This window comes from Variovorax sp. PMC12, assembly GCF_003019815.1.
In the GTDB taxonomy this organism is placed as follows: Bacteria; Pseudomonadota; Gammaproteobacteria; order Burkholderiales; family Burkholderiaceae_C; genus Variovorax.
Genome location: NZ_CP027773.1, coordinates 2,169,897 through 2,192,353 on the forward strand (window position 1 = coordinate 2,169,897; position 22,457 = coordinate 2,192,353).

Below are 22,457 nucleotides of genomic sequence, written 5' to 3' on the forward strand. Positions count from 1 at the left end.
CGGACTGCTCGCGTTTGCACTCAAGACCAATCACGCCCTCTCGTCGGCAAAAACGCGCCGGATAGTTCGCGGCGCCCGTCGGCTCGACGTGAAATTTTTCGCGCCTGTCCTTGAAATTGAGCGCGCCAATCTTTCACTGCGTTCTTTGAATATTTCAAAAATTGCAATGAACGTGCAATAAATAATTCAGGGAGCGCTCAGCATCAGTTTTGTTTCGTGCTCTTTTTCACGATTACTTTGAATCGCACCCCCACAAGAATAAATTTGGTGGTCGCGATTGTCATCTGCCTTCAATGATTGAAATATTCAGAACGCAATGTAACCCACTACATTGCGCTGTCCGAACGATCTGAAAGGGTGTGCCGATCTCGCTCGGAAGCCCAGCCCGAGGGCAACCCCTGGTTGGCAGCAGCACATATCGCACCCATTCAATTGCGTTCAAAAGAAGTAATTGATCTCGGATTTAAAAAGCAGGGAATAGAAGATGTTTTCGTTGGAAGTAATTGCTAAGCGTGGTGGAGAAGTCAGCCAAATCCTGGTGAACGAGGTCTCCTTGAAAGCGGCCTCGGTCGTTCGAATTGGCCTGTCGAGTGACAGGATCAAAGGCATGCGTCGTGTCGGCAATGATCTGGTCGTGACCGCTGTTTCGGGCGAGGTCATCACCATTCATGACTTCTTCACCGCTTTCGACGGAAACAGGAACGACCTGGTACTGAACGACGATCAAGAGGGCATGTGGCTCGCCGAAATCAGCGACAACCAGGGCGACCTGGCGGTGGAGTACTTGGATATCGATTCCATCGAGCCATTGCTGCTGCACCAGGACTTCGAGCTCGGCCTCGTGCCTTTTCTGGTTGGCGGCGCTCTGGCGGGAGGAGTTGCCTTCGCCAGCAGGGGCGACGACTTTCAGGCGTTCGTCTTCCCCTCTGCGCTGCCGGCACCGGGCGACACCATTCCGCCCGCGGCTCCCACGATCAATCCGACCAACGGCAAGCTGATCACAGGCTTGGCCGAAGCCGGCTCCGTGATCACCATCAAGGACGACTCGGGCAACATCATCGGCAGCACCACCGCCGCGTCCGACGGCACGTACACCATCGCCCCGGCGAATCCGCCGAAGGACGGCACGGCTCTGCACGCCGTCGCCACCGATGCAGCCGGCAACGCCAGCCCCGAGGCCACGGCCGCGGTCGACGGCAAGCCGCCGGTCATCGGCATCGCCATCCTCAATGACGCCAACAAGGATGGCTTCATCAACGCCAGCGAGAAAGGCGCCGATGTGACGGTGCAGGTCACGCTGGTGTCCGGCGCGACCGCGGGCGACGTCATCACACTTGCTGCAGGCACGGCCTCGTCCAGCATCACCCTGACCGCAGCGGACGTCGCCAACGGCTTTGTCAACGCCTCCTTCGCCAATCCGGTGGAAGGCGACGCGATCAGCGTGAGCGCAACCAGCCGCGACATGGCCGGCAACGTTTCCCCACCGGTGACGACAGGAAACGTCCGCCTCGACACCAGCGCTCCCGGCGCGCCTGCCATCGGTGCTGCCTCGGACGACATGGGCCCGGTGCAGGGGCCGCTCGCCAGTGGCGGCATCACCGACGACACCACGCCCACCCTGACCGGCAGCGGCGCAACGCCGGGCGACGTCATCAAGGTCTACGACAACGGAAGCGCCATCGGCAGCACGACGGTCAGGGCCGACGGCGGCTGGAGCTTCACGCCGCCCAAGCCTCTGCCGGAGGGGACGCATCGGCTCACCACCACCGCCGTCGACCCCGCCGGCAACGAGAGCAGGCCTTCGGCCGCCTTCACGGTCGAGGTGGACACCACGCCGCCTGCGGCGCTGGAAGCCTCCGTCATCCAGGTGCTGGACGACATAGGCGCCGTGCGCGGCCCCATTGCGGCGGGTGCGCAGACCGACGACAGCAAGCCGGAATACGTGGGCAAGGCCGACCCGGCGCAAGTTTCGAGCGTCAGGGTCTACGACAACGGCACGCTGATCGGCAGCACGGCGGTGAACGCCGACGGCACCTGGCGCTTCACGCCCGCACTGCCCCTGTCCACCGGTGCGCACAGCTTCACCGCGCAAGCGGTCGATGTGGCAGGCAACGCCAGCCCTCTCACACCGGCGTCCACCTTCACCCTGCTGGGTGATGCCCCTGCCGCGCCGGCCATCGTCGGCGTGAGCGACAACAAGGGCAGCATCAACGGGAACATCGCCAAAGATGCCAGCACCGACGACAACACCCCCACGCTGAGCGGCACGGGCACCGTCGGCACGGTCGTCACCGTGTACGCCGACGGCGTGGCCGTGGGTTCGGCCAGCGTGGCCGCCAACGGCACTTGGAGCGTCACGACCGATCCTTTGACCGGCGACGGCGTCAAGAACCTGAGCGCCATCGCAGTCGACGGCGCGGGCCAGGCCAGCCCCGCAACCGGCGACTACCCGATCGTGCTCGACACCACGGCGCCGGCGACACCGGCCACCCTCGTGGCCACGGACGACCAGGGCGCAGTCACCGGCGCCATCCTCGCCGGCGGCTCCACCGACGACGCATCGCCCACCTTCAGCGGCACCGGCGCCAGGACCGGGGACATCGCCAAGCTGTATGACGGCGCCACCCCCATCGGCAGCACCGCGGTCAAGGCCGACGGCAGCTGGAGCCTCACGCCGGACAAACCCCTGGGCCAGGGCGCGCACAGCATCACGCACACGCTCACCGATGCCGCGGGCAACACCAGCGCCGCCAGCGCGCCGCTGGCTTTCACGGTCGACACATCGAATGTTGTGGTCAGCGTCGGCCACGCGGTGGACGACCAGGGCAGCAAACAAGGCAACCTCGCTCCAGGGGCTCTCACCGACGACACCACTCCCACGCTCGTGGGCACGGCAACGGCCATGGCCGTCGTGACCGTCACGGAAAACGCGACTGTCATCGGTTCCACCACGGCGGATGGCAACGGCAACTGGCGTCTCACGCTGCCGGCACAGGCCGAAGGCACGCACAAGTACACGGCCACCGCGGTGAACGCGGCAGGCACCAAGGGCGAAGCCTCGCTCTCGCTCACCATCGACACGACGGCACCGACCGCGCCCTCCATCGCCAAGGCCATCGACGACGTCGGTTCGGTGCAGGGCCCGTTGACGAGCGGCAGTTCGACCGACGACACCACGCCCACGCTGACCGGCAGCGGCGCAACGCCAGGCGACGTCATCAGGGTCTACGACAACGCCAGCCCCATCGGCAGCGCGACGGTGCTGGCCGATGGCAGCTGGAGCTTCACGCCGACCACGCCGCTGGCCGAAGGCACGCATCGCCTCAGCACGTCGGCCATCGATGCCGCCGGCAACGAAAGCCCGCGTTCGGGCGACTTCACGGTCGACGTGGACACCACGCCGCCCTCGCGGCCGGACGCCTCGCTCATCCAGGTGCTGGACGACGTGGGCGCCGTGCAGGGGCCCATCGCCTCCGGCGCACAGACCGACGACAGCCGGCCGACCTACACCGGCAAGGCCGACCCCGCGCAGGTGTCGAGCATCAACGTCTACGACAACGGCTCGCTGATCGGCAGCACTGCCGTGAACGCGGACGGTACCTGGCGCTTCGAGCCCGCGCTTCCGCTGTCCACGGGCGCGCACAGCCTCACCGCGCAGGCCGTGGATGCGGCGGGCAATGCCAGCGCCCTCACGCCCGCTTCGACCTTCACGCTGCTGGGCACCGCGCCCGCGGCACCGGCCATCACCGGCGTGAGCGACAACAGGGGCGGCGTGACCGGCAACATCGCCAAGGACACCAGCACCGACGACAACACCCCCACGCTCAGCGGCACCGGCTCCGTCGGCACGGTCGTGACCGTGTACGCCGACGGCGTTGCCGTGGGCTCGGCCAGCGTGGCCGCCAATGGCACCTGGAGCGTGACCACCGACCCGCTGGGTGCCGACGGGGTCAAGAACCTGAGCGCCATCGCGGTCGACGGCGCGGGCCAGGCCAGTCCTGCCACGGGCATCTATCCGATCGTGCTCGACACCGCGCCTCCCGCCACCCCGGGCGTGGTCGTGGCAACGGACAAGGTTGGCGCGGTGCAAGGCACGGTCGCGTCCGGCGGCACCACGGACGACGTCTCGCCCACTTTCAGCGGCAGCGGCGTCAAGGCCGGAGACACCGTCAGGGTGTACGACGGCGCCACCCTCATCGGCAGCGCCACGGTCGCGACCGATGGCGGCTGGAGCGTCACGCCCGCCGCGTCCTTGGGCGCGGGCCTGCACAGCATCACGCAAACGGTCACCGATGCCGCGGGCAACACCAGCGCCGCCAGCGCGCCGCTGGCTTTCACGGTCGACACCTCCGACGTCATCGTCAGCGTCAAGCAGGCCCAGGAGCGCACGTCGGGGCGCGGAGCAAGGCAGATTGCCGGGCTCACCAACGACACCACACCGACGCTCGCGGGCAAGGCCACGGCCGGCGCGGTCGTCACGGTCACCGAAGGCGCTGCAGTTCTCGGCTCCGCCACGGCGGACGCCAGCGGCAACTGGAGCCTCACGCTGCCGGAACAGGCCGAGGGTGCACACGAATACAAGGCCATCGCGGTGAACGCCGCCGGCACCAACGGGCAGGCCATCCTCGGCCTGACCATCGACACCACGCCGCCGAAGATTCCTGCCATCGACCAGGCCACGGACGACGTGGGCACGTTGCAGGGCCCCCTCGCGAACGGAGGCGCCAGCGACGACACCACGCCCACGCTCACCGGCAGCGGCGCAACCGCCGGCGATGCCATCACGGTCTACGACAACGGCAGCGCCGTCGGCAGCACCACGGTCAAGGCCGACGGCAGCTGGAGCTTCACGCCCACCACGCCGCTGGCCGAGGGAGCGCACCGGCTCACGACCACGGCCACGGATCCCGTGGGCAACGAGAGCAAGCCGTCGAGCGACTTCGTGATCACCGTGGACACCGTCGCTCCGGCCACGCCGGTCGCGGCAACCGGCTATGCCGACAACGTCGGCGCCATCCAGAACCCGGCCAGCACCGCCAGGATCACCGACGACACCACGCCGGGCATCAACATCGGGACGCTGCTCAACGGCCTCACGCCCTCGCTGTATGTCGATGGCACCAAGGTCGCCTCGACCTATGACCCGGTCGCAGGCACGCTGACGCCCAATGTCCCGCTCGGCGACGGCGCGCACCAGCTCGGCTACACGCTGACCGACGCCGCCGGCAACGAGAGCATGCAGGCGCCCGCGCTCGCCGTCACCGTCAGCACGAACGCTCCGGCCGCGCCTGTTGCGGCAAGCGGCTATGCCGACAACGTGGGCGCCGTCCAGAGCCCGAACAGCACCGCGCCGGCCACCGACGACGCCACGCCGGGACTCAACATCGCACCGGTGCCATCCGGCTCCACGCCTTCGCTGTACGTCGACGGCACCAAGGTCGCCGCGACCTATGACCCGGCCCTCGGCACGCTGACGCCGGATGCCCCGCTCGCAGAAGGCGCGCACCGCCTCAGCTACACGCTGACCAATACGGCCGGCAACGAGAGCGCCCAGGCGCCGGCGCTTGCCGTCGTCGTCGACAAGACCGCCCCGGTCGCGCCGGTCATGCCGACGAGCTATGCCGACGACATCGGCACCGTACGGAACCCGGCCAGCACCGCGCCGAGCACCGACGACAGCATGCCCGGGCTCAACATCGGCACGGTACCCGCCGACACGACGCCTTCGCTGTATGTCGACGGCACCAAGGTCGCAGCGACATATGACCCGGCCGCAGGCACGCTGACACCGAACGCGCCGCTGGCCGAGGGCTCGCACCGCCTCAGCTACACGCTGACCGATGCGGCCGGCAACGAGAGCGCGCCTTCGGGCGCTCTCGTGGTCAGCATGGACATCACGCCGCCCCCGGCGCTCGACGCTTCGGTGCTGCAGGTGCTGGACGACGTGGGTTCGACGCAGGGCCCCATCGCTTCCGGGGCACAGACCGACGACAGCAAGCCCACCTACGCGGGCAAGGCGGACACTGCACAAGTGGCCAGCGTGAATGTCTACGACAACGGCATGCTGCTGGGCAGCACGGCGGTCAACGCCGACGGCACATGGCGCTTCACGCCGGCGCTGCCCCTGGCAACCGGCCCGCACAGCTTCACCGCGCAGGCCGTGGATGCAGCAGGCAACGTCAGCGCCGCCACGCCCGCCTCCACCTTCACCCTGCTGGGCGACGCGCCCGCGGCCCCCGCCATCACCGGCGTGAGCGACGACAAGGGCAGCGTCAGCGGCAGCATCGCGCAGAACGCGAGCACCGACGACAACACGCCCACGTTGAGCGGCACCGGTACCGTCGGCACGGTCGTCACCGTCTATGCCGACGGCGTGGCCGTGGGCTCCACCAGCGTGGCCGCCAACGGCACCTGGAGCGTGACCACCAGCCCGCTGAGCGGCGACGGCGTCAAGAACCTCAAGGCCATCGCCGTGGATGGCGCCGGCCAGGCCAGCCCGGCCACGGGCGACTACCCGATCGTGCTCGACACCACGGCGCCGGCCACTCCGGCCACCGTCGTGGCCACGGACGACCAGGGCGCTGTCACCGGCGCCATCCCCGCCGGCGGCTCCACCGACGACGCCTCGCCCACCTTCAGCGGCAGCGGCGCCAGGGCCGGCGATACCGTCAAGCTGTATGACGGCGCCGCCCTCATCGGCAGCACCGCCGTCAAGGCCGACGGCACCTGGAGCCTCACGCCCGAGAAGCCACTTGCCAAAGGCGCGCACAGCATCACGCACACGCTCACCGATGCCGCGGGCAACACCAGCGCCGCCAGCGCACCGCTGAGCTTCGCGGTCGATACCTCCGGCGTCGTCGTCAGCATCACCCACGCGGTGGACGACCAGGGCAGCAAGCAGGGCAACCTCGCCCCGGGCGCCGTCACGGACGACACCACGCCCACCCTGGTGGGCACGGCAACGGCCGGCTCCATCATCACGATCAGGGAAGACTCGAGCGCCCTGGGCTCCACCACGGCGGACACCAACGGCAACTGGAGCCTCGCGCTGCCAGTGCAGGCCGAAGGTGCGCACAGGTACACCGCCACCGCCGTGAACGCCGCCGGCACCAAGGGCGAAGCCACGCTGGCCCTGACCATCGACACCACCGCTCCCAACGTGCCCACCATCGCCAAGGCCACGGACGACGTCGGCTCGGTGCAAGGCCCGCTCGCGACCGGCGGTGCCAGCGACGACACCACGCCCACGCTCTCCGGCGCAGGAGCGACGCCCGGGGACGTCATCAAGGTCTACGACAACGGCAGCCCCATCGGCAGCACCACGGTGCAGGCCGACGGCAGCTGGAGCTTCACGCCCACCACGCCGCTGGCAGAAGGCACGCACCAGCTCACCACCACTTCCATCGACCCCGTGGGCAACGAAAGCAAGCCTTCGGGCTCGTTCGTCGTCAACGTAGACACCACCGCGCCAGGCACGCCGGTCGCGGCAACCGGCTATGCCGACAACGTCGGCGCAGTCCAGAACCCGGCCAGCACCGCCAGGATCACCGACGACACCACGCCGGGCATCAACATCGGCACGGTCGACGCAGACCTCAAACCCTCGCTGTATGTCGACGGCATCAAGGTCGCCTCGACCTATGACCCGGTCGCAGGCACGCTGACACCGAACGTCCCGCTCGGCGATGGCGCGCACCAGATCGGCTACACGCTGACCGACGCCGCCGGCAACGAGAGCAAGCCGGCGCCCGCACTCGCCGTTACCGTCAGCACGAACGCTCCGGCCGCTCCGGTTGCGGCAAGCGGCTATGCCGACAACGTCGGCGCCGTCCAGAGCCCGAACAGCACCGCGCCGACCACCGACGACACCACGCCCGGCATCAACATCGGCACCGTGACCAAAGACTTCACGCCCTCGCTGTATGTCGACGGCACCAAGGTCGCGTCGACCTACGACCCGGTCACCGGCACCCTCACGCCGACCAGCGCACTGCCCGAAGGTGCGCACCAGATCAGCTATACGCTGACCGATACCGCCGGCAACGAGAGCAAGCCGGCACCGGCGCTGTCCCTTGCAGTCGACAAGAGCGCTCCGGCCATTCCGGCCATTGGCGCCGCGTCCGACAACATGGGTTCCGTGCAGGGCCCGCTCGCCAACGGAAGTTCCACCGACGACACCACGCCCACGCTCTCCGGCAACGGCGCAACGCCGGGCGACGTCATCAAGGTCTATGACAACGCCACCCCCATCGGCAGCACGACGGTGCAGCCGGACGGCAGCTGGAGCTTCACGCCGGCCACCCCGCTGACCGAAGGCACGCATCGACTCACCACCACGGCCGTCGACCCGGCCGGCAACGAGAGCGCGCCATCGGGTGCCTTCACGGTCAGCGTGGACACCACCGCGCCCGCGACACTCGACGCCTCGAAGATCCAGGTGCTGGACGACGTGGGCGCCGTGCAAGGCCCCATCGCCTCGGGCGCTCAAACCGACGACAGCAAGCCTGAATACGTCGGCAAGGCAGACCCGGCCCAGGTCGCCAGCGTCAACGTCTACGACAACGGCAAGCTCATCGGCAGCACGGCGGTCAACGCCGACGGCAGCTGGCGCTTCACGCCTGCGCTGCCCCTGACGACCGGCCCGCACAGCCTCACCGCGCAAGCCGTGGATGCGGCGGGCAACGTCAGCGCCATCACGCCCGCATCGACCTTCACCCTGCTGGGCGACGCGCCCGCGGCGCCCGCCATCACCGGCGTGAGCGACGACAAGGGCAGCGTCAGCGGCAGCATCGCGCAGAACGCGAGCACCGACGACAACACGCCCACGCTCAGCGGCACCGGTACCGTCGGCACGGTCGTCACCGTCTATGCAGACGGCGTGGCCGTGGGCTCCACCAGCGTGGCCGCCAACGGCACCTGGAGCGTGACCACCAGCCCGCTGAGCGGCGATGGCGTCAAGAACCTCAAGGCCATCGCCGTGGACGGCGCCGGCCAGGCCAGTCCGGCCACGGGTGCATATCCGATCGTGCTGGACACCACGCCGCCAGCCACGCCCATTTCGGTCGTGGCCACGGACGACCAGGGCGCGGTCACCGGCGCCATCCCCGCTGGCGGCTCCACCGACGACGCCTCGCCCACCTTCAGCGGCAGCGGCGCCAGGGCCGGCGACGTCGTCAAGGTGTACGACGGCGCCACACTCATCGGCAGCGCCGCTGCGGCGAGCGATGGAAAGTGGAGCCTCGCGCTCAGCACCCCGCTGGGCGATGGCGCGCACAGCATCACCCACACCCTCACAGACGCCGCGGGCAATACCAGCGCAGCCAGCGCCCCTCTGGTTTTCGCGGTCGACACCGCGAATGTCGTCGTCAGCGTCGGCCATGCTGTGGACGACCAGGGCAGCAAGCAGGGCAACCTCGCTCCCGGCGCACTCACGGACGACACCACGCCCACGCTCGTGGGCAAGGCGACGCGCGGTGCCATCGTGACTGTCCATGAAGAATCGGTCGTGCTCGGCTCCACCACGGCGGACGCCAGCGGCAACTGGAGCCTCACGCTGCCGGCGCAGGTCGAAGGTACGCACAAGTACACGGCCACCGCGGTGAACGCGGCGGGCACCAAGGGCGAAGCCTCGCTCTCGCTGACCATCGACACCACCGCTCCCAACGTGCCCGCCATTGGCAAGGCAACCGACGACGTCGGCTCCGTGCAAGGCCGGCTCATGACCGGCAGCTACAGCGACGACACCACGCCCACCCTCTCCGGCGAAGGGGCGACGCCCGGCGACGTCATCAAGGTCTACGACAACGGCAGCGCCATCGGCAGCACCACGGTCAAGGCCGACGGGAGCTGGAGCTTCACGCCGACCACGCCGCTGGCAGAAGGCACGCACCAGCTCACCGCCACGGCCATCGACCCGGTCGGCAACGAGAGTCCGCGTTCGGGCGCCTTCGTCGTGAATGTCGACACCACCGCGCCAGGCACGCCGGTCGCGGCAACCGGCTATGCCGACAACGTCGGCGCGATCCAGAATCCGGCCAGCAATGCCGCGACCACCGACGACACCACGCCCGGACTCAACATCGGCCCGGTATCCGCGGACCTCACACCCTCGCTGTATGTCGATGGCGTCAAGGTCGCCTCGACCTATGACCCGGTCGCAGGCACGCTGACACCGAACGTCCCGCTCGGCGATGGCGCGCACCAGATCGGCTACACGCTGACCGACGCCGCCGGCAACGAAAGCGGGCAGGCCCCTGCGCTGTCCGTCGCCGTCCGCACTGGCGCGCCAGGCGCGCCGTCCACTCCGGCAGGCTACGCCGACAACGTCGGCGCCATCCAGAGCCCGGCCAGCACCGCGCCGACCACCGACGACGCCACGCCCGGCCTCAACATCGGTCAGGTGTCCAACGGCTTGACGCCGTCTCTGTACGTGGACGACGCCAAGGTCGCTGCGAACTATGACCCCGTGAGCGGCACGCTGACGCCCAACACCCCCCTGGCCGAAGGCGAGCACCGGATCAGCTACACACTGACCGACACGGCCGGCAACGAGAGCAGGCAGGCCCCGGCACTCGTGGTCACGGTCGACAGGACCGCGCCGACGGCACCGAAGGTTCCGGCGAGCTATGCCGACAACGTCGGCACCATCCAGAGCCCGGCAAGCACCGCCGCGACCACCGATGACGCGATGCCCGGCATCAACATCGGCACGGTGGCGTCCGGCTCGACACCGTCGCTGTATGTGGACGGAGCCAGGGTCGCCGCAATCCACGACGCCGCGAGCGGCACGCTGACACCGAGCGCGCCCCTGACCGAAGGCTCGCACCGCCTCAGCTATACGCTGACCGATGCGGCCGGCAACGAGAGCCCCCAGTCGGGCGCCCTCGTGATCGACGTGGACACCACGGTGCCCGCGACGCTGGACGCCTCGAAGATCCAGGTGCTGGACGACGTGGGCGCCGTGCAAGGCCCCATCGCCTCGGGCGCTCAAACCGACGACAGCAAGCCTGAATACATCGGCAAGGCAGATCCCGCCCAGGTCGCCAGCATCAACGTCTACGACAACGGCAAGCTCATCGGCAGCACGCCGGTCAACGCCGACGGCACATGGCGCTTCACGCCCGCGCTGCCCCTGGCAACCGGCCCGCACAGCTTCACCGCGCAGGCCGTGGATGCAGCAGGCAACGTCAGCGCCACCACGCCCGCCTCCACCTTCACCCTGCTGGGCGACGCGCCCGCGGCTCCCGCCATCACCGGCGTGAGCGACGACAAGGGCAGTGTCAGCGGCAGCATCGCGCAGAACGCGAGCACCGACGACAACACGCCCACGTTGAGCGGCACCGGTACCGTCGGCACGGTCGTCACCGTCTATGCCGACGGCGTGGCCGTGGGCTCCACCAGCGTGGCCGCCAACGGCACCTGGAGCGTGACCACCAGCCCGCTGAGCGGCGACGGCGTCAAGAACCTCAAGGCCATCGCCGTGGATGGCGCCGGCCAGGCCAGCCCGGCCACGGGCGACTACCCGATCGTGCTCGACACCACGGCGCCGGCCACTCCGGCCACCGTCGTGGCCACGGACGACCAGGGCGCTGTCACCGGCGCTATCCCCTCCGGCGGCTCCACCGACGACGCCTCGCCCACCTTCAGCGGAACCGGCGCCAGGGCCGGCGATACCGTCAAGCTGTATGACGGCGCCGCCCTCATCGGCAGCACCGCCGTCAAGGCCGACGGCACCTGGAGCCTCACGCCCGAGAAGCCACTTGCCAAAGGCGCGCACAGCATCACGCACACGCTCACCGATGCCGCGGGCAACACCAGCGCCGCCAGCGCACCGCTGAGCTTCACGGTCGACACCTCCGGCGTCGTCGTCAGCATCACCCATGCGGTGGACGACCAGGGCAGCAAGCAGGGCAACCTCGCCCCGGGCGCTGTCACGGACGACACCACGCCCACCCTGGTGGGCACGGCAACGGCCGGCTCCATCATCACGATCAGGGAAGACTCGAGCGCCCTGGGCTCCACCACGGCGGACACCAACGGCAACTGGAGCCTCGCGCTGCCGGTGCAGGCCGAAGGTGCGCACAAGTACACCGCCACCGCCGTGAACGCCGCCGGCACCAAGGGCGAAGCCACGCTGGCCCTGACCATCGACACCACCGCTCCCAACGTGCCCACCATCGCCAAGGCCACGGACGACGTCGGCTCGGTGCAAGGCCCGCTCGCGACCGGGGGTGCCAGCGACGACACCACGCCCACGCTCTCCGGCGCAGGGGCGACGCCCGGGGACGTCATCAAGGTCTACGACAACGGCAGCCCCATCGGCAGCACCACGGTGCAGGCCGACGGCAGCTGGAGCTTCACCCCCACCACGCCGCTGGCAGAAGGCACGCACCAGCTCACCACCACTTCCATCGACCCCGTGGGCAATGAAAGCAAGCCTTCGGGCTCGTTCGTGATCAACGTCGACACCACGCCACCCACCGCCAAGGCCACGCTCAGCGCGATCGGCACCGACACCGGCACGAGCAACAGCGACTTCGTCACCAGCGATCGCACGCTCGTAGCGACGGTCACAGTCGACAAGGCCATGGAGCCGGGCGCCACGGTACAGATATCCCTGGACAACGGAAGGACCTGGAACAAGGCCTCGCTGGTCGGCGGCGATACCTACCAGTTCGACAACACGGCCACCGCCCTGGCCGATGGCAGCCACACGTTCCTGGCACGCGTGGTGGATGCCGCAGGCAATGCGGGCTCGCCCACCTCGCAAGTCATCGTCATCGACACCAGCGCACCGACTGCCGACAACGCCGTCGCCATCACCGCCTACATCGACGACGTCGCGCCCAACACCGGCGAGTACGGCACCGGCACCAGCACGAACGACACGACGCCGACGCTCAAGGGCACCGTCTCTGGCCTGAAGACCGGCGACGTCGTCCAGATCTACGAAGGCACCACGCTGCTGGGCACGGCCACCGTGTCCGGTTCCGCCTGGACCTTCGCCACGCCGGCTCTGGCCGACGGCAGCACCCACAGCTACACGGCGGCAATCGCCGATGCCGCGGGCAACAAGGGTACGACCTCGGGAGCCTTCTCGCTGACGGTAGACACCACCGTGCCGACGCAGGCCGTCACCATCGTTTCCTACACCGACGACATCGGCACCAACCGGGGCGACTTCGCCAGCGGCACGAGCACCGACGACACCGCGCCGGTGCTCAACGGCAAGCTGAGCGATGCCATCGGCGCCACCGACGTGGTTCGGATCTACGAAGGCACGACCCTGCTGGGCACCGCCACCGTCACCGGCACGAGCTGGACCTTCGCCGTTCCGGCCCTGGCCAGCGGCAGCACCCACAGCTACACCGCGGCAATCGCCGACGCGGCGGGCAACGTCGGCGCAGCCTCCCCGGCCTTCACGCTGACCGTGGACACCACGCCCCCAGCGCAGAGCGTGACCATCACCGCCTACACCGACGACGTCGGCACCAACCGGGGCGACTTTGGCAGCGGCACCACCACCGACGACATGACCCCGCTGCTGCGCGGCACGCTGAGCGAAGCCATCGGCGCGACCGACGTGGTGCGGATCTACGAAGGCACGGCGCTGCTCGGCACCGCCACGGTCACGGGCACCAGCTGGACCTTCGCCACGCCCGCGCTGGCCAACGGCAGCACCCACACCTACAAGGCGGTGGTGGCCGATGCGGCAGGCAACCAGGGCGCGGCTTCGAGCGCCTTCACGCTGACCGTGAGCACGTCCGCGCCCGCGCAGACCACGACCATCACCGCCTACACCGACAACGTCGGGTCCATCCAGGGAGACTTCGCCAGCGGCACGAGCACGGACGACACCACGCCCGTGCTTCGCGGCGAACTGGGCACGGCCATCGGCGCCACCGATACCGTGCGCGTCTACGAAGGCACCACGCTGCTGGGCACCGCCACCGTGACCGGCACCCGCTGGAGCTTTGCCACGTCCACGCTGGCCGAAGGCAGCACGCACAGCTACATGGCGGTCGTCACGGATGCCGCCGGCAACGAAGGCGCGCCCTCCTCGCGCTTCACGCTGACGGTCGACACGACCGCGCCGACGCAGGCGGTGGCCATCACGAGCTATCTCGACAACCAGGACCCGCAGCAAGGCACATTCGCATCCGGCAGCAAGACCAACGACACCGCGCCGCAGCTCAACGGCACGCTCGCAGGCACGCTGGGCGCAGGTGAAGTGGTGGCGCTGTACCGCGACGGCGTGCGCCTCGGCGCCGCCACCATGACGGGCGCCGCGACCTGGACCTTCCAGGACACCGCCCTCGTCGACGGCACCAGCTACAGCTACACCGCGCGCGTCGAGGATGCGGCGGGCAACCGCGGCGGAGCCTCGGCAGTCTTCACCCTCGTCGTCGACCAGAGCGCTCCCTCGGCGGCACCGTCCATCGACAGCATCACGGACGACGTGACGCCGGTCACCGGGCCGATCACGTCCGGCAGCACGACCAACGACACCCGCCCCGAGCTCAAGGGTTCCGGCGCGGAGCCGAACGGCACCGTGAGGATCTACGACAGCGGCAGGCTGATCGGCACTGCCACCGCCGACGGCACGGGCACATGGAGCTTCACCCCCGCGGCGGGATCGGAGCTCTCCAACGGCGCGCACAGCCTGACGGTGAGCAACGTCGATACGGCTGGCAACGAAGGGCCGAAGTCGGTTCCCGTGACCTTCACGGTCGACACGGTGGCGCCAGCCACGCCTCCCTCCATCGACAGCGCCACGGACGACGTCGCACCTGTCGTCGGCCCGATCAGCGCGGGCAGCACGACCAACGACGCGCGCCCCGAGCTGAAGGGCACGGGTGCCGAGCCGAATGGCACCGTCAGGGTCTACGACAACGGCGCGCTGATCGGTTCTGCCACGGCAGACGGCACCGGTAAATGGAGCTTCACGCCCGAGATGGGCAAGGAACTCGCCAATGGCGCGCACAGCCTGGCGGTGAGCAGCGTCGACGCGGCCGGCAACGAAGGGCCGAAGTCGGCACCGCTGGCATTCACGGTCGACACCGTCGCTCCAACGGCGGCGCCCTCGATCGACGCCCTCATCGACGACACGGAGCCGGTCACCGGCCCGGTCACCCCCGGCGGCACGACCAACGACACCCGCCCCGAGCTCAAGGGTTCCGGGGCGGAGCCGAACGGCACCGTCAGGGTCTACGACAACGGTTCGTTGATCGGCAGCGCCACCGCGGACGCGGCGGGCAAGTGGAGCTTCACGCCCGAGGCTGGCAAGGAGCTGGCCAACGGCGCGCACAGCCTGGCGGCGAGCAACGTCGACGCCGCGGGCAACGAAGGGCCGAAGTCGGCACCGACGGCTTTCACGGTCGCCACGGTTGCGCCCACAGGCGCGCCGTTGATCGACAGCGTCACCGACGATGTCGCACCGGTCACCGGCCCGATCGTCTCGGGCAGCACGACCAACGACACCCGTCCCGAGCTGAAGGGCTCGGGCGCGCAGCCGACCGGCACCGTCAGGATCTACGACAACGGCGCGCTGATCGGCTCCACCACGGCGGACGCCTCGGGCAAGTGGAGTTTCACGCCCGAAGCCGGCAAGGAACTGGCCAACGGCGCGCACAGCCTGACGGTGAGCAACGTCGACGCGGCCGGCAACGAGGGGCCGAAGTCCACGCCGCTGGCCTTCACGGTCGACACGGTCGTTCCCTCCACGACGCCGTCCATCGACAGCGTCACGGATGACGTCGCGCCGGTCACCGGCCCGATCACCTCGGGCAGCACGACGAACGATGCCCGCCCCGAGCTGAAGGGCTCGGGCGCGGAGCCGAACGGCACCGTCAGGGTCTACGACAACGGTGCGCTGATCGGCACCGCCGCGGCGGACGCCTCGGGCAAGTGGAGCTTCACGCCCGAGGCTGGCAAGGAACTGGCCAATGGCGCGCACAGCCTGGCTGTGAGCAACGTCGACGCCGCAGGCAACGAAGGACCGAAGTCGGCGCCCCTGGCCTTCACGGTCGACACCGTCGCACCCTCCACGGCGCCGTCCATCGACAGCGTCACGGATGACGTCGCGCCGGTCACCGGCCCGATCATCTCGGGCGGCACGACCAATGATGCCCGCCCCGAGCTGAAGGGCTCGGGCGCCGAGCCCAACGGCACCGTCAGGATCTACGACAACGGCGCGCTCATCGGCACCGCCACGGCGGACGCCTCGGGCAAGTGGAGCTTCACGCCCGAAGCCGGCAAGGAGCTGGCCAACGGCGCGCACAGCCTGACCACGAGCAATGTCGATGCTGCGGGCAACGAGGGGCCGAAGTCGGCACCGCTGGCCTTCGCGGTCGACACGGTGGCTCCTTCCTCGGCACCTTCCATCGACAGCTTGATGGACGGCGTCGCGCCGGTCACCGGCCCGATCGTCTCGGGCAGCACGACCAACGAAACCCGGCCTGTCTTGAAGGGCGCGGGAGCGGAGCCCAACGGCACGGTCATGATCCATGACAACGGCACGCTGATCGGCTCCGCAGGCGCCGACGGCGCGGGCAACTGGAGCTTCACGCCCGAAGCAGGCAAGGAGCTGGCCAACGGCGCGCACAGCCTCGCGGTGAGCAACGTCGACGCGGCCGGCAACGAAGGGCCGAAGTCGGCACCGCTGGCGTTCACCGTCGACACCGTGCCACCGCCCGTGGCCACCCTGGGCCTGGACAACTACTCGGACAGCTTCGCCGCTGCAGGCACGCTGGCCGCCAATCAATCTTCCGACCGCTACAGCAACGACAACACCTTCGATCTCGTGCTGACCGGCGCCGACACCTCGGCCGCGAGCTATGAGGTGTCCACCGACGGCGGCACGGTCTGGAAGGCAACGACGGCTGCGCAAAGCAACCTGTCCGACGGAAAGTACCTGTTCCGCGCAACCCTCACCGATGCAGCCGGCAACACCACGCCCGCAGCCAGCATCGTCGCCGTGACCGTGGACCGGACCGCCCCCGGGCTCGATCTGCAGCGCGTCGGGGGCAGACTGGTAGCGGGCAAGACCGAAGCCGGCGCGCTGGTCGCGATCGACGTGGGCAACAACGGGTCTGTCGAGGCGAGCGTCACCGCCGATGCCGACGGCAACTGGACCTGGACGCCATCGACGTCGATCGCCGCCAACACGGTCGTCTCCGCCGTGGCCTACGACCTTGCCGGCAATGCCTCGAGCAAGGGCTCGCAAGCCGCCGACACGACCCCACCCGAGGTCACCATCCAGAAGAGCGACGGCACCCGCTTTTCGGGAACGACCTCGGACGCCGACACGCCAACGGTTTCGCCCACCTCGACGAGGCCGATCACCGTGACGCTCAGCGTCGACAGGAACGCCGACGGCGTGATCGACTACGTGCTCCCCTTCACGGCCACGGTCACCGCCGACGGCGCATGGAGCATCGACGCGTCGTCCGCGCCGGTGAATATCGGCGCGATCGTCACGGCCGTGGCACGCGACTACAACGGCAACGCCTCCGCGCCGGCAGTGGTGACGGTGGGCGGCGGCACCAGCCGGATTTCCGGCACCACCAAATCCGACAACTTCGGCTACGACGTGCAGGCCATCGGCGACTTCAACGGCGACGGCTACAACGACTTCGCGGTCGTGGCGCCCCATGGATCGTCGGCCGAGCGCAGCGCGAACAAGTGGAGCGTCAACATCCTCTACGGCAGCAAGCAAGGGCTGCCGGACCTGAGCAGTGTTTCGAACCTGCCTGGAACCGACGGACTGAAGATATTCACTTCGGGCGATATCTCCGACTCGAACATCCTGACCGCCGTCCAGGGCTATGGCGACGTGAACGGCGACGGCTATTCGGACGTGATCCTCTACGACGACAACCTGAACAGCGCCTGGATCATCTTCGGGAGGTCTTCCGAGGGTGCAGGCTCCGCTCCGGTGAACGTGGATGTGCGCACCATCATCTCGTCCGGCGGCGACAGCAACGGCGTTGCGATCGTGCAGCGCGAGGGCGGGTCGACCTGGTTCGGCGCAGCCGGCGCGCTCGTGGACGTGAACGGCGACGGGTACGCGGACATCATCATGCAGGACTGGCAGCGGGGCACCGGCTCGTCGGGCACGGCCATCCTCTATGGGCACGCCGGCGCCGCGGGCTCGGCAGCCTGGTCCAACTACTACGTCGGCTTCACCGGTTCGAGTCCGGCGAGCTATGTCTCGGACAGCCGCAACTCATCGGCGGAAAGCACCCGACCGCACACGATCATCTACAACGACAACACGAACGGCTACCCCACCAACGTGATGAACATCGGGGACATCAACGGCGATGGCTACGCGGACTTCGCCTACGGCATGTACAACGCCAGGAATCCAGCTGGCAACATCGACAACGCCGGCGCCATCCAGGTGATCTACGGCACGTCGAAAGGCTTCCCGCAGGATTACAGCCTGCAGACCGACTACACGAACATCAGCAATGGCTTCCGCGTCTACGGCGAACAGGCGAACCAGTACCTGGGCACCTACATCGACCCGGAACCCTACGGCTACCTGTCGAACACGGGCATGCCCATCTCCTCGGGCGACGTCAACGGGGACGGCATCGCGGACATGATCATCGGATCGCCGCAATTCGGGCCGGACGCTGGAGAGCAACGAGGGCCGGGCCGCGTCTACGTGGTCTACGGCAAGGCCGGCGGAGCGGCCTCGAACGTCAACCTCGCCAACCTCTCGTCCGCCGATGGCTTCGTCATCACGGCGTCGGACAGCACGGCGGATGCGATGTTCGGCAACGGGACTTCGGTGGGTGACTTCAACGGCGACGGCATAGACGACATCGCCATCGGCGCGCCACTGGCCGACGTGGGCGGCATCAACAACGGTGCCGTCTACATCCTGTACGGCCAGCAAGGCGGCTACTCCGGGTTCCAGAGTGTCACGGCGGCCTACAGGGGTACCCAATCGGCAACGGTATTCGACGCCAACTATCGCCAGAACGGCGACGCGAACTCCGGGTCGATGCTGGGCGTGAACGTGGCGTTGTCCGACCTGAACGGCGACGGGCAGGCCGACCTGGCCCTCGGTTCCCCATACCACGACATGCCGTGGTCGGCGGCGACGGGCTACCTGGAGGTGGTCTATGCGGACGCATTCAACTTCACCAACCTGCTGACGGTCGGCGACGACGTCATCAAGGCCACCGATGGCCGGGACAGGCTTTCCGGCGGCGCCGGCAACGACGTCATCACGGGCGTGCGCTCAGGCGACAGCGCCTACGGCGGCGCGGGCAACGACAGGATCCACATCGAGGAAATCAATGGCGTTGTTCGGGTGGACGGTGGCCTGGGCATAGACACCCTGGTGGTCGATGCCTCCAACATCACGCTGGACCTGGCAGCGCTTGGGCTGAAGGTGAAGGGCTTCGAGAACTTCGATCTCGGCACCGGCGCAGCCAACAAGGGCAATGCCCTCAAGCTGCGGCTCTCCGACGTCCTGAACCAGCAGAGCAGCACGGGCACGGTGAATGGCACGGGCCAGGGTCATCTGCGCGTTACCGGCGATTCAGACGATACGGTGCAGCTGCTGCATGGTTCGGACAAGTGGAGCAACACCGGATCCAGGACGGTCGATGGAGTGAACTACAACATCTATCACAACAGCACCATGGATTCGGCGAACACGCTGGGAGATATCTGGATCCAGCAGGGCATCTCGGTCATCTGAACGAAGAAAGGAGCCCTTTTTGGGGTTCCCTTCTTTTCGACCATGTCCATGGAACCACTTGCATGCTGAATCTTCGCAACATGTCCCGCGCCGTCGTCGTCGGCGGCGGGACCGCGGGCTGGTTCGCAGCCCTGACATTGCGCCGCATGTTCGCGCCGCAGGTCGAAGTCCGGGTGATCGAATCGCCCGACATCGGCATCGTCGGCGTGGGAGAAGGCGGCCTGCTCAACCTGGTCGAGGCTCTGCACCGATGCGGCATCGACCTTGACGAGTTCGTGCGGGAAACCGGCGCGGCCTTCAAACTTGGCTTTTCCTATGAGGGCTGGCGCACCGGCGCCGAGGACGACCGCTATTACCACCTCTTCGGCCGGCCCGGCCTGCCGGAGACGGACTGGATCGAGCGCGGCTTTTACCCGTTGTTCTCGGGCATGGTGCACGAGGGCATCGGCCTGCACCACTACATACCGGGCTTTGCAGAGATCGCATCGAATGCGACGCAGCAGGAGACCGCGGCCATGCTGCGGCAAGGGCCGGGCTCGGGCCTGTCGGCCTCGTTCCATTTCGACAGCCACAAGCTGGCGGACTACCTGCGCCGCGTGGCGGTATCGCGCGGCGTGGTGCACCAGCAGGCCCGGTTCGATGAGCTGGCGTGCGACGAGCAGCGCATGGCGCGCAGCTTCAGGCTGGACGATGGAGAAACCGTCGGCCTCGACCATCGGACTGGCCTCGGGTTTCGTGGAACCGCTGGAGGCGACCTCCATCGGCCAGATGCTGGAGCAACTGCGCAACTTCGAGCGCATCGTCACCGCCAGCAACGGCGTGGTGTCAGGCTTCCTGATCGAAGGCTTCAACGAGGCCAATGCGCGGTGCTGGTCCGGCATCCGCGATTTCTTGCGCATGCACTACGACTGCCCACGGCGGGACACCGCCTTCTGGCGCGACGTGGGGGCCCTGCCCTTGCCGGAGAGCTACGCCGAGCTCAAGCAGTGTTTCCAGCAACGCACGCCGCGGCACGTGGACGTGCAGGACTACGCCATCCATGGATGGCAGAGCATCTTCCACGTCATCAACTGGCTGTTCGTGGCGGCGCCATTGGGCGTGGTACCGCCCGAAGCGGCAACTGCCGAGCTGGCCAGTCTTCCAGCCGTGAGCCGTCGGCGCGTCGCAACGCGCATGGCCGAACTGCGCAGGAGCTCAGATCTTGCTTGAGGCCATGTACGGTTTCGATGCGATCGCCGCGTCATCGGGACGAAAGCTGCAAAGCATGAGATTCGTCTCGGCCAGCTTCGCGATCTGCGCGGACGACATGTTGGCAAGGAGTTCCGCCAGATCCTTGCCAATGCCCAGGCGGCGCATCGCCACCGCCTCGTCCTGCTTCACCAGCTTCTGCGCCAGGAGCATGTACATCAGGTTGAAGTCGCCAATTTCCTTCTGCAACTGCCTGTCTACGCCACTCAGGTTTTCAAGGGACATCGTGTTTCCTCCAGATCTGGTTGGGGAAGGCCGCGCGAGACGACCCTCCAGCGGCCGGCTGCAATCTCCGCGGCATAGGGGGCGGGGATGCTGACGCTGTAGCGGCCGTTCCTTACGACGGCGCAATAGGTGCAAACGGCCCCGCCGGAGGCGTCGTGCAGCGTCCAACGGACGGGCGTGCCATCGGGAGCGGAGTGCGCAACCTTCATGGAGGGCGAGCCGATGTTGGCGCCCACGTGGGCATAGCGCGGATCCACCGTCATCGGCACATGCGCGGGAAAAGGCTGGCTGCCGGACAGGTCGAACCACTCGTCGTGGCTGAGCATGCTGGTCGCCGCCACCTTCCAGATGCGGTGGCGCAGGAAATGCTGGTCGGCGTAGCGCGACGAGAACGTCCGGCTCTTCAGGTATGCGCGCATGTCGCCCGCCATGTCCGTGAAGACGCCCCGGCACGCACCCCACATGCCGGCCAGCATCAGTTCGGTGTGCGAGTGGTAGTCGCGCATGACATGAAACCAGCGGTCGGAGGCGCACCATGCACGCACCGCCGCCTGGTCGCGCGTGGACAACAACGAGTCGGCGTCGCGAAACTGCACGCGATCGACACGGGGATCGTCGAGCGCAAGAAACCGCCACATGGTGCCCGGCAGGTCGTGACCGCCGATGGAGCGCACATCGACGACGGACGCGCCCTCCGCCAGCAGCCGCTCGCAGACGGACCTCGGCACCGAGGCATCGACGTAGAAGCGGCAGACCCACGCAGGAAAGAACTCGCGCGCGGCCCGCACATTGAGCACGGCCATCTCGCAATAGCGCGGATCACCGCCGAACAGGCTGAACGCAATGACGTTGCGCTCGCGACGCCTTTCGTCGAAGCACGGCAGCACGGGCGATTCGGCGGTTGCGGCAGTCGTTTCTTCCGCCGCCTCCAGTATCTTCAGCTCGAGGGATATGGTGCCGAACTCTCGCACTTCCCTCCACTTTCCCAGTTGCCCCGCGGCCTCCGCAAGGCCGTCATAGACGTTCGGGGTCTTCAGGTACTCGACGACACCATGATAGATGTCGTACGCCTGCATCGCCCGGCCCAGCCGCATCTGGCACAGCGCCACGTCGGCCAGGGGCTGCGGGCTGCGGGTTGCCTCCCATGCCTGCGTAGCGAACTTCAACGCCCGCATGAAGTCGCCTTGCGCGAAAGCGGCTCGGAACTCTTCGCCCAGCAGGTTCAAGGCCTGTTGCGTGATGGCGGGCCCGCGGCGCGGAATGG

Annotated in this window: 4 protein-coding genes and 1 pseudogene; 3 read left to right on the forward strand and 2 right to left on the reverse strand. The window is 68.1% G+C overall.

What is annotated here, in order from left to right; genetic code table 11:
• Window positions 1-484 precede the first annotated feature (484 nt).
• The 3 genes and pseudogenes from C4F17_RS10180 (at window position 485) to C4F17_RS33365 (ending at window position 20,929) form a co-directional block, all read left to right on the forward strand.
• A complete protein-coding gene (locus C4F17_RS10180; protein WP_106935158.1) occupies window positions 485-19,720 on the forward strand; it encodes an Ig-like domain-containing protein in 19,236 nt (6,411 codons plus the stop codon).
• 146 nt (window positions 19,721-19,866) lie between these two features.
• Window positions 19,867-20,371, forward strand: a pseudogene (locus C4F17_RS33800) (tryptophan 7-halogenase); the annotation flags it as partial.
• Window positions 20,372-20,410: 39 nt separating this feature from the next.
• Window positions 20,411-20,929: a tryptophan 7-halogenase gene (locus C4F17_RS33365; protein WP_234382713.1), complete on the forward strand. Its 519-nt coding sequence runs from the start codon at window positions 20,411-20,413 to the stop codon at window positions 20,927-20,929.
• On the opposite strand, the gene C4F17_RS10190 is transcribed toward C4F17_RS33365, so the two are convergent.
• Together C4F17_RS10190 and C4F17_RS10195 are read right to left on the reverse strand one after the other, a co-directional pair.
• Window positions 20,915-21,193, reverse strand: a complete 279-nt coding sequence (locus tag C4F17_RS10190; RefSeq protein WP_106935159.1) for a flagellar transcriptional regulator FlhD — start codon at window positions 21,191-21,193, stop codon at window positions 20,915-20,917. The two genes, C4F17_RS33365 and C4F17_RS10190, sit on opposite strands and share 15 nt — an antisense overlap.
• A complete protein-coding gene (locus C4F17_RS10195; protein ID WP_159053634.1) occupies window positions 21,175-22,419 on the reverse strand; it encodes a tetratricopeptide repeat protein in 1,245 nt (414 codons plus the stop codon). Before C4F17_RS10195 ends, C4F17_RS10190 begins: the two co-directional genes overlap by 19 nt.
• Window positions 22,420-22,457 lie beyond the last annotated feature (38 nt).

Excerpts from the sequence above, each read along its gene's own strand:
- C4F17_RS10180 (WP_106935158.1), top strand. The coding sequence starts at position 485 with ATGTTTTCGTTGGAAGTAATTGCTAAGCGTGGTGGAGAAGTCAGCCAA.
- C4F17_RS33365 (WP_234382713.1), top strand. The coding sequence starts at position 20,411 with ATGGAGAAACCGTCGGCCTCGACCATCGGACTGGCCTCGGGTTTCGTG.
- C4F17_RS10190 (WP_106935159.1), bottom strand. The coding sequence starts at position 21,193 with ATGTCCCTTGAAAACCTGAGTGGCGTAGACAGGCAGTTGCAGAAGGAA.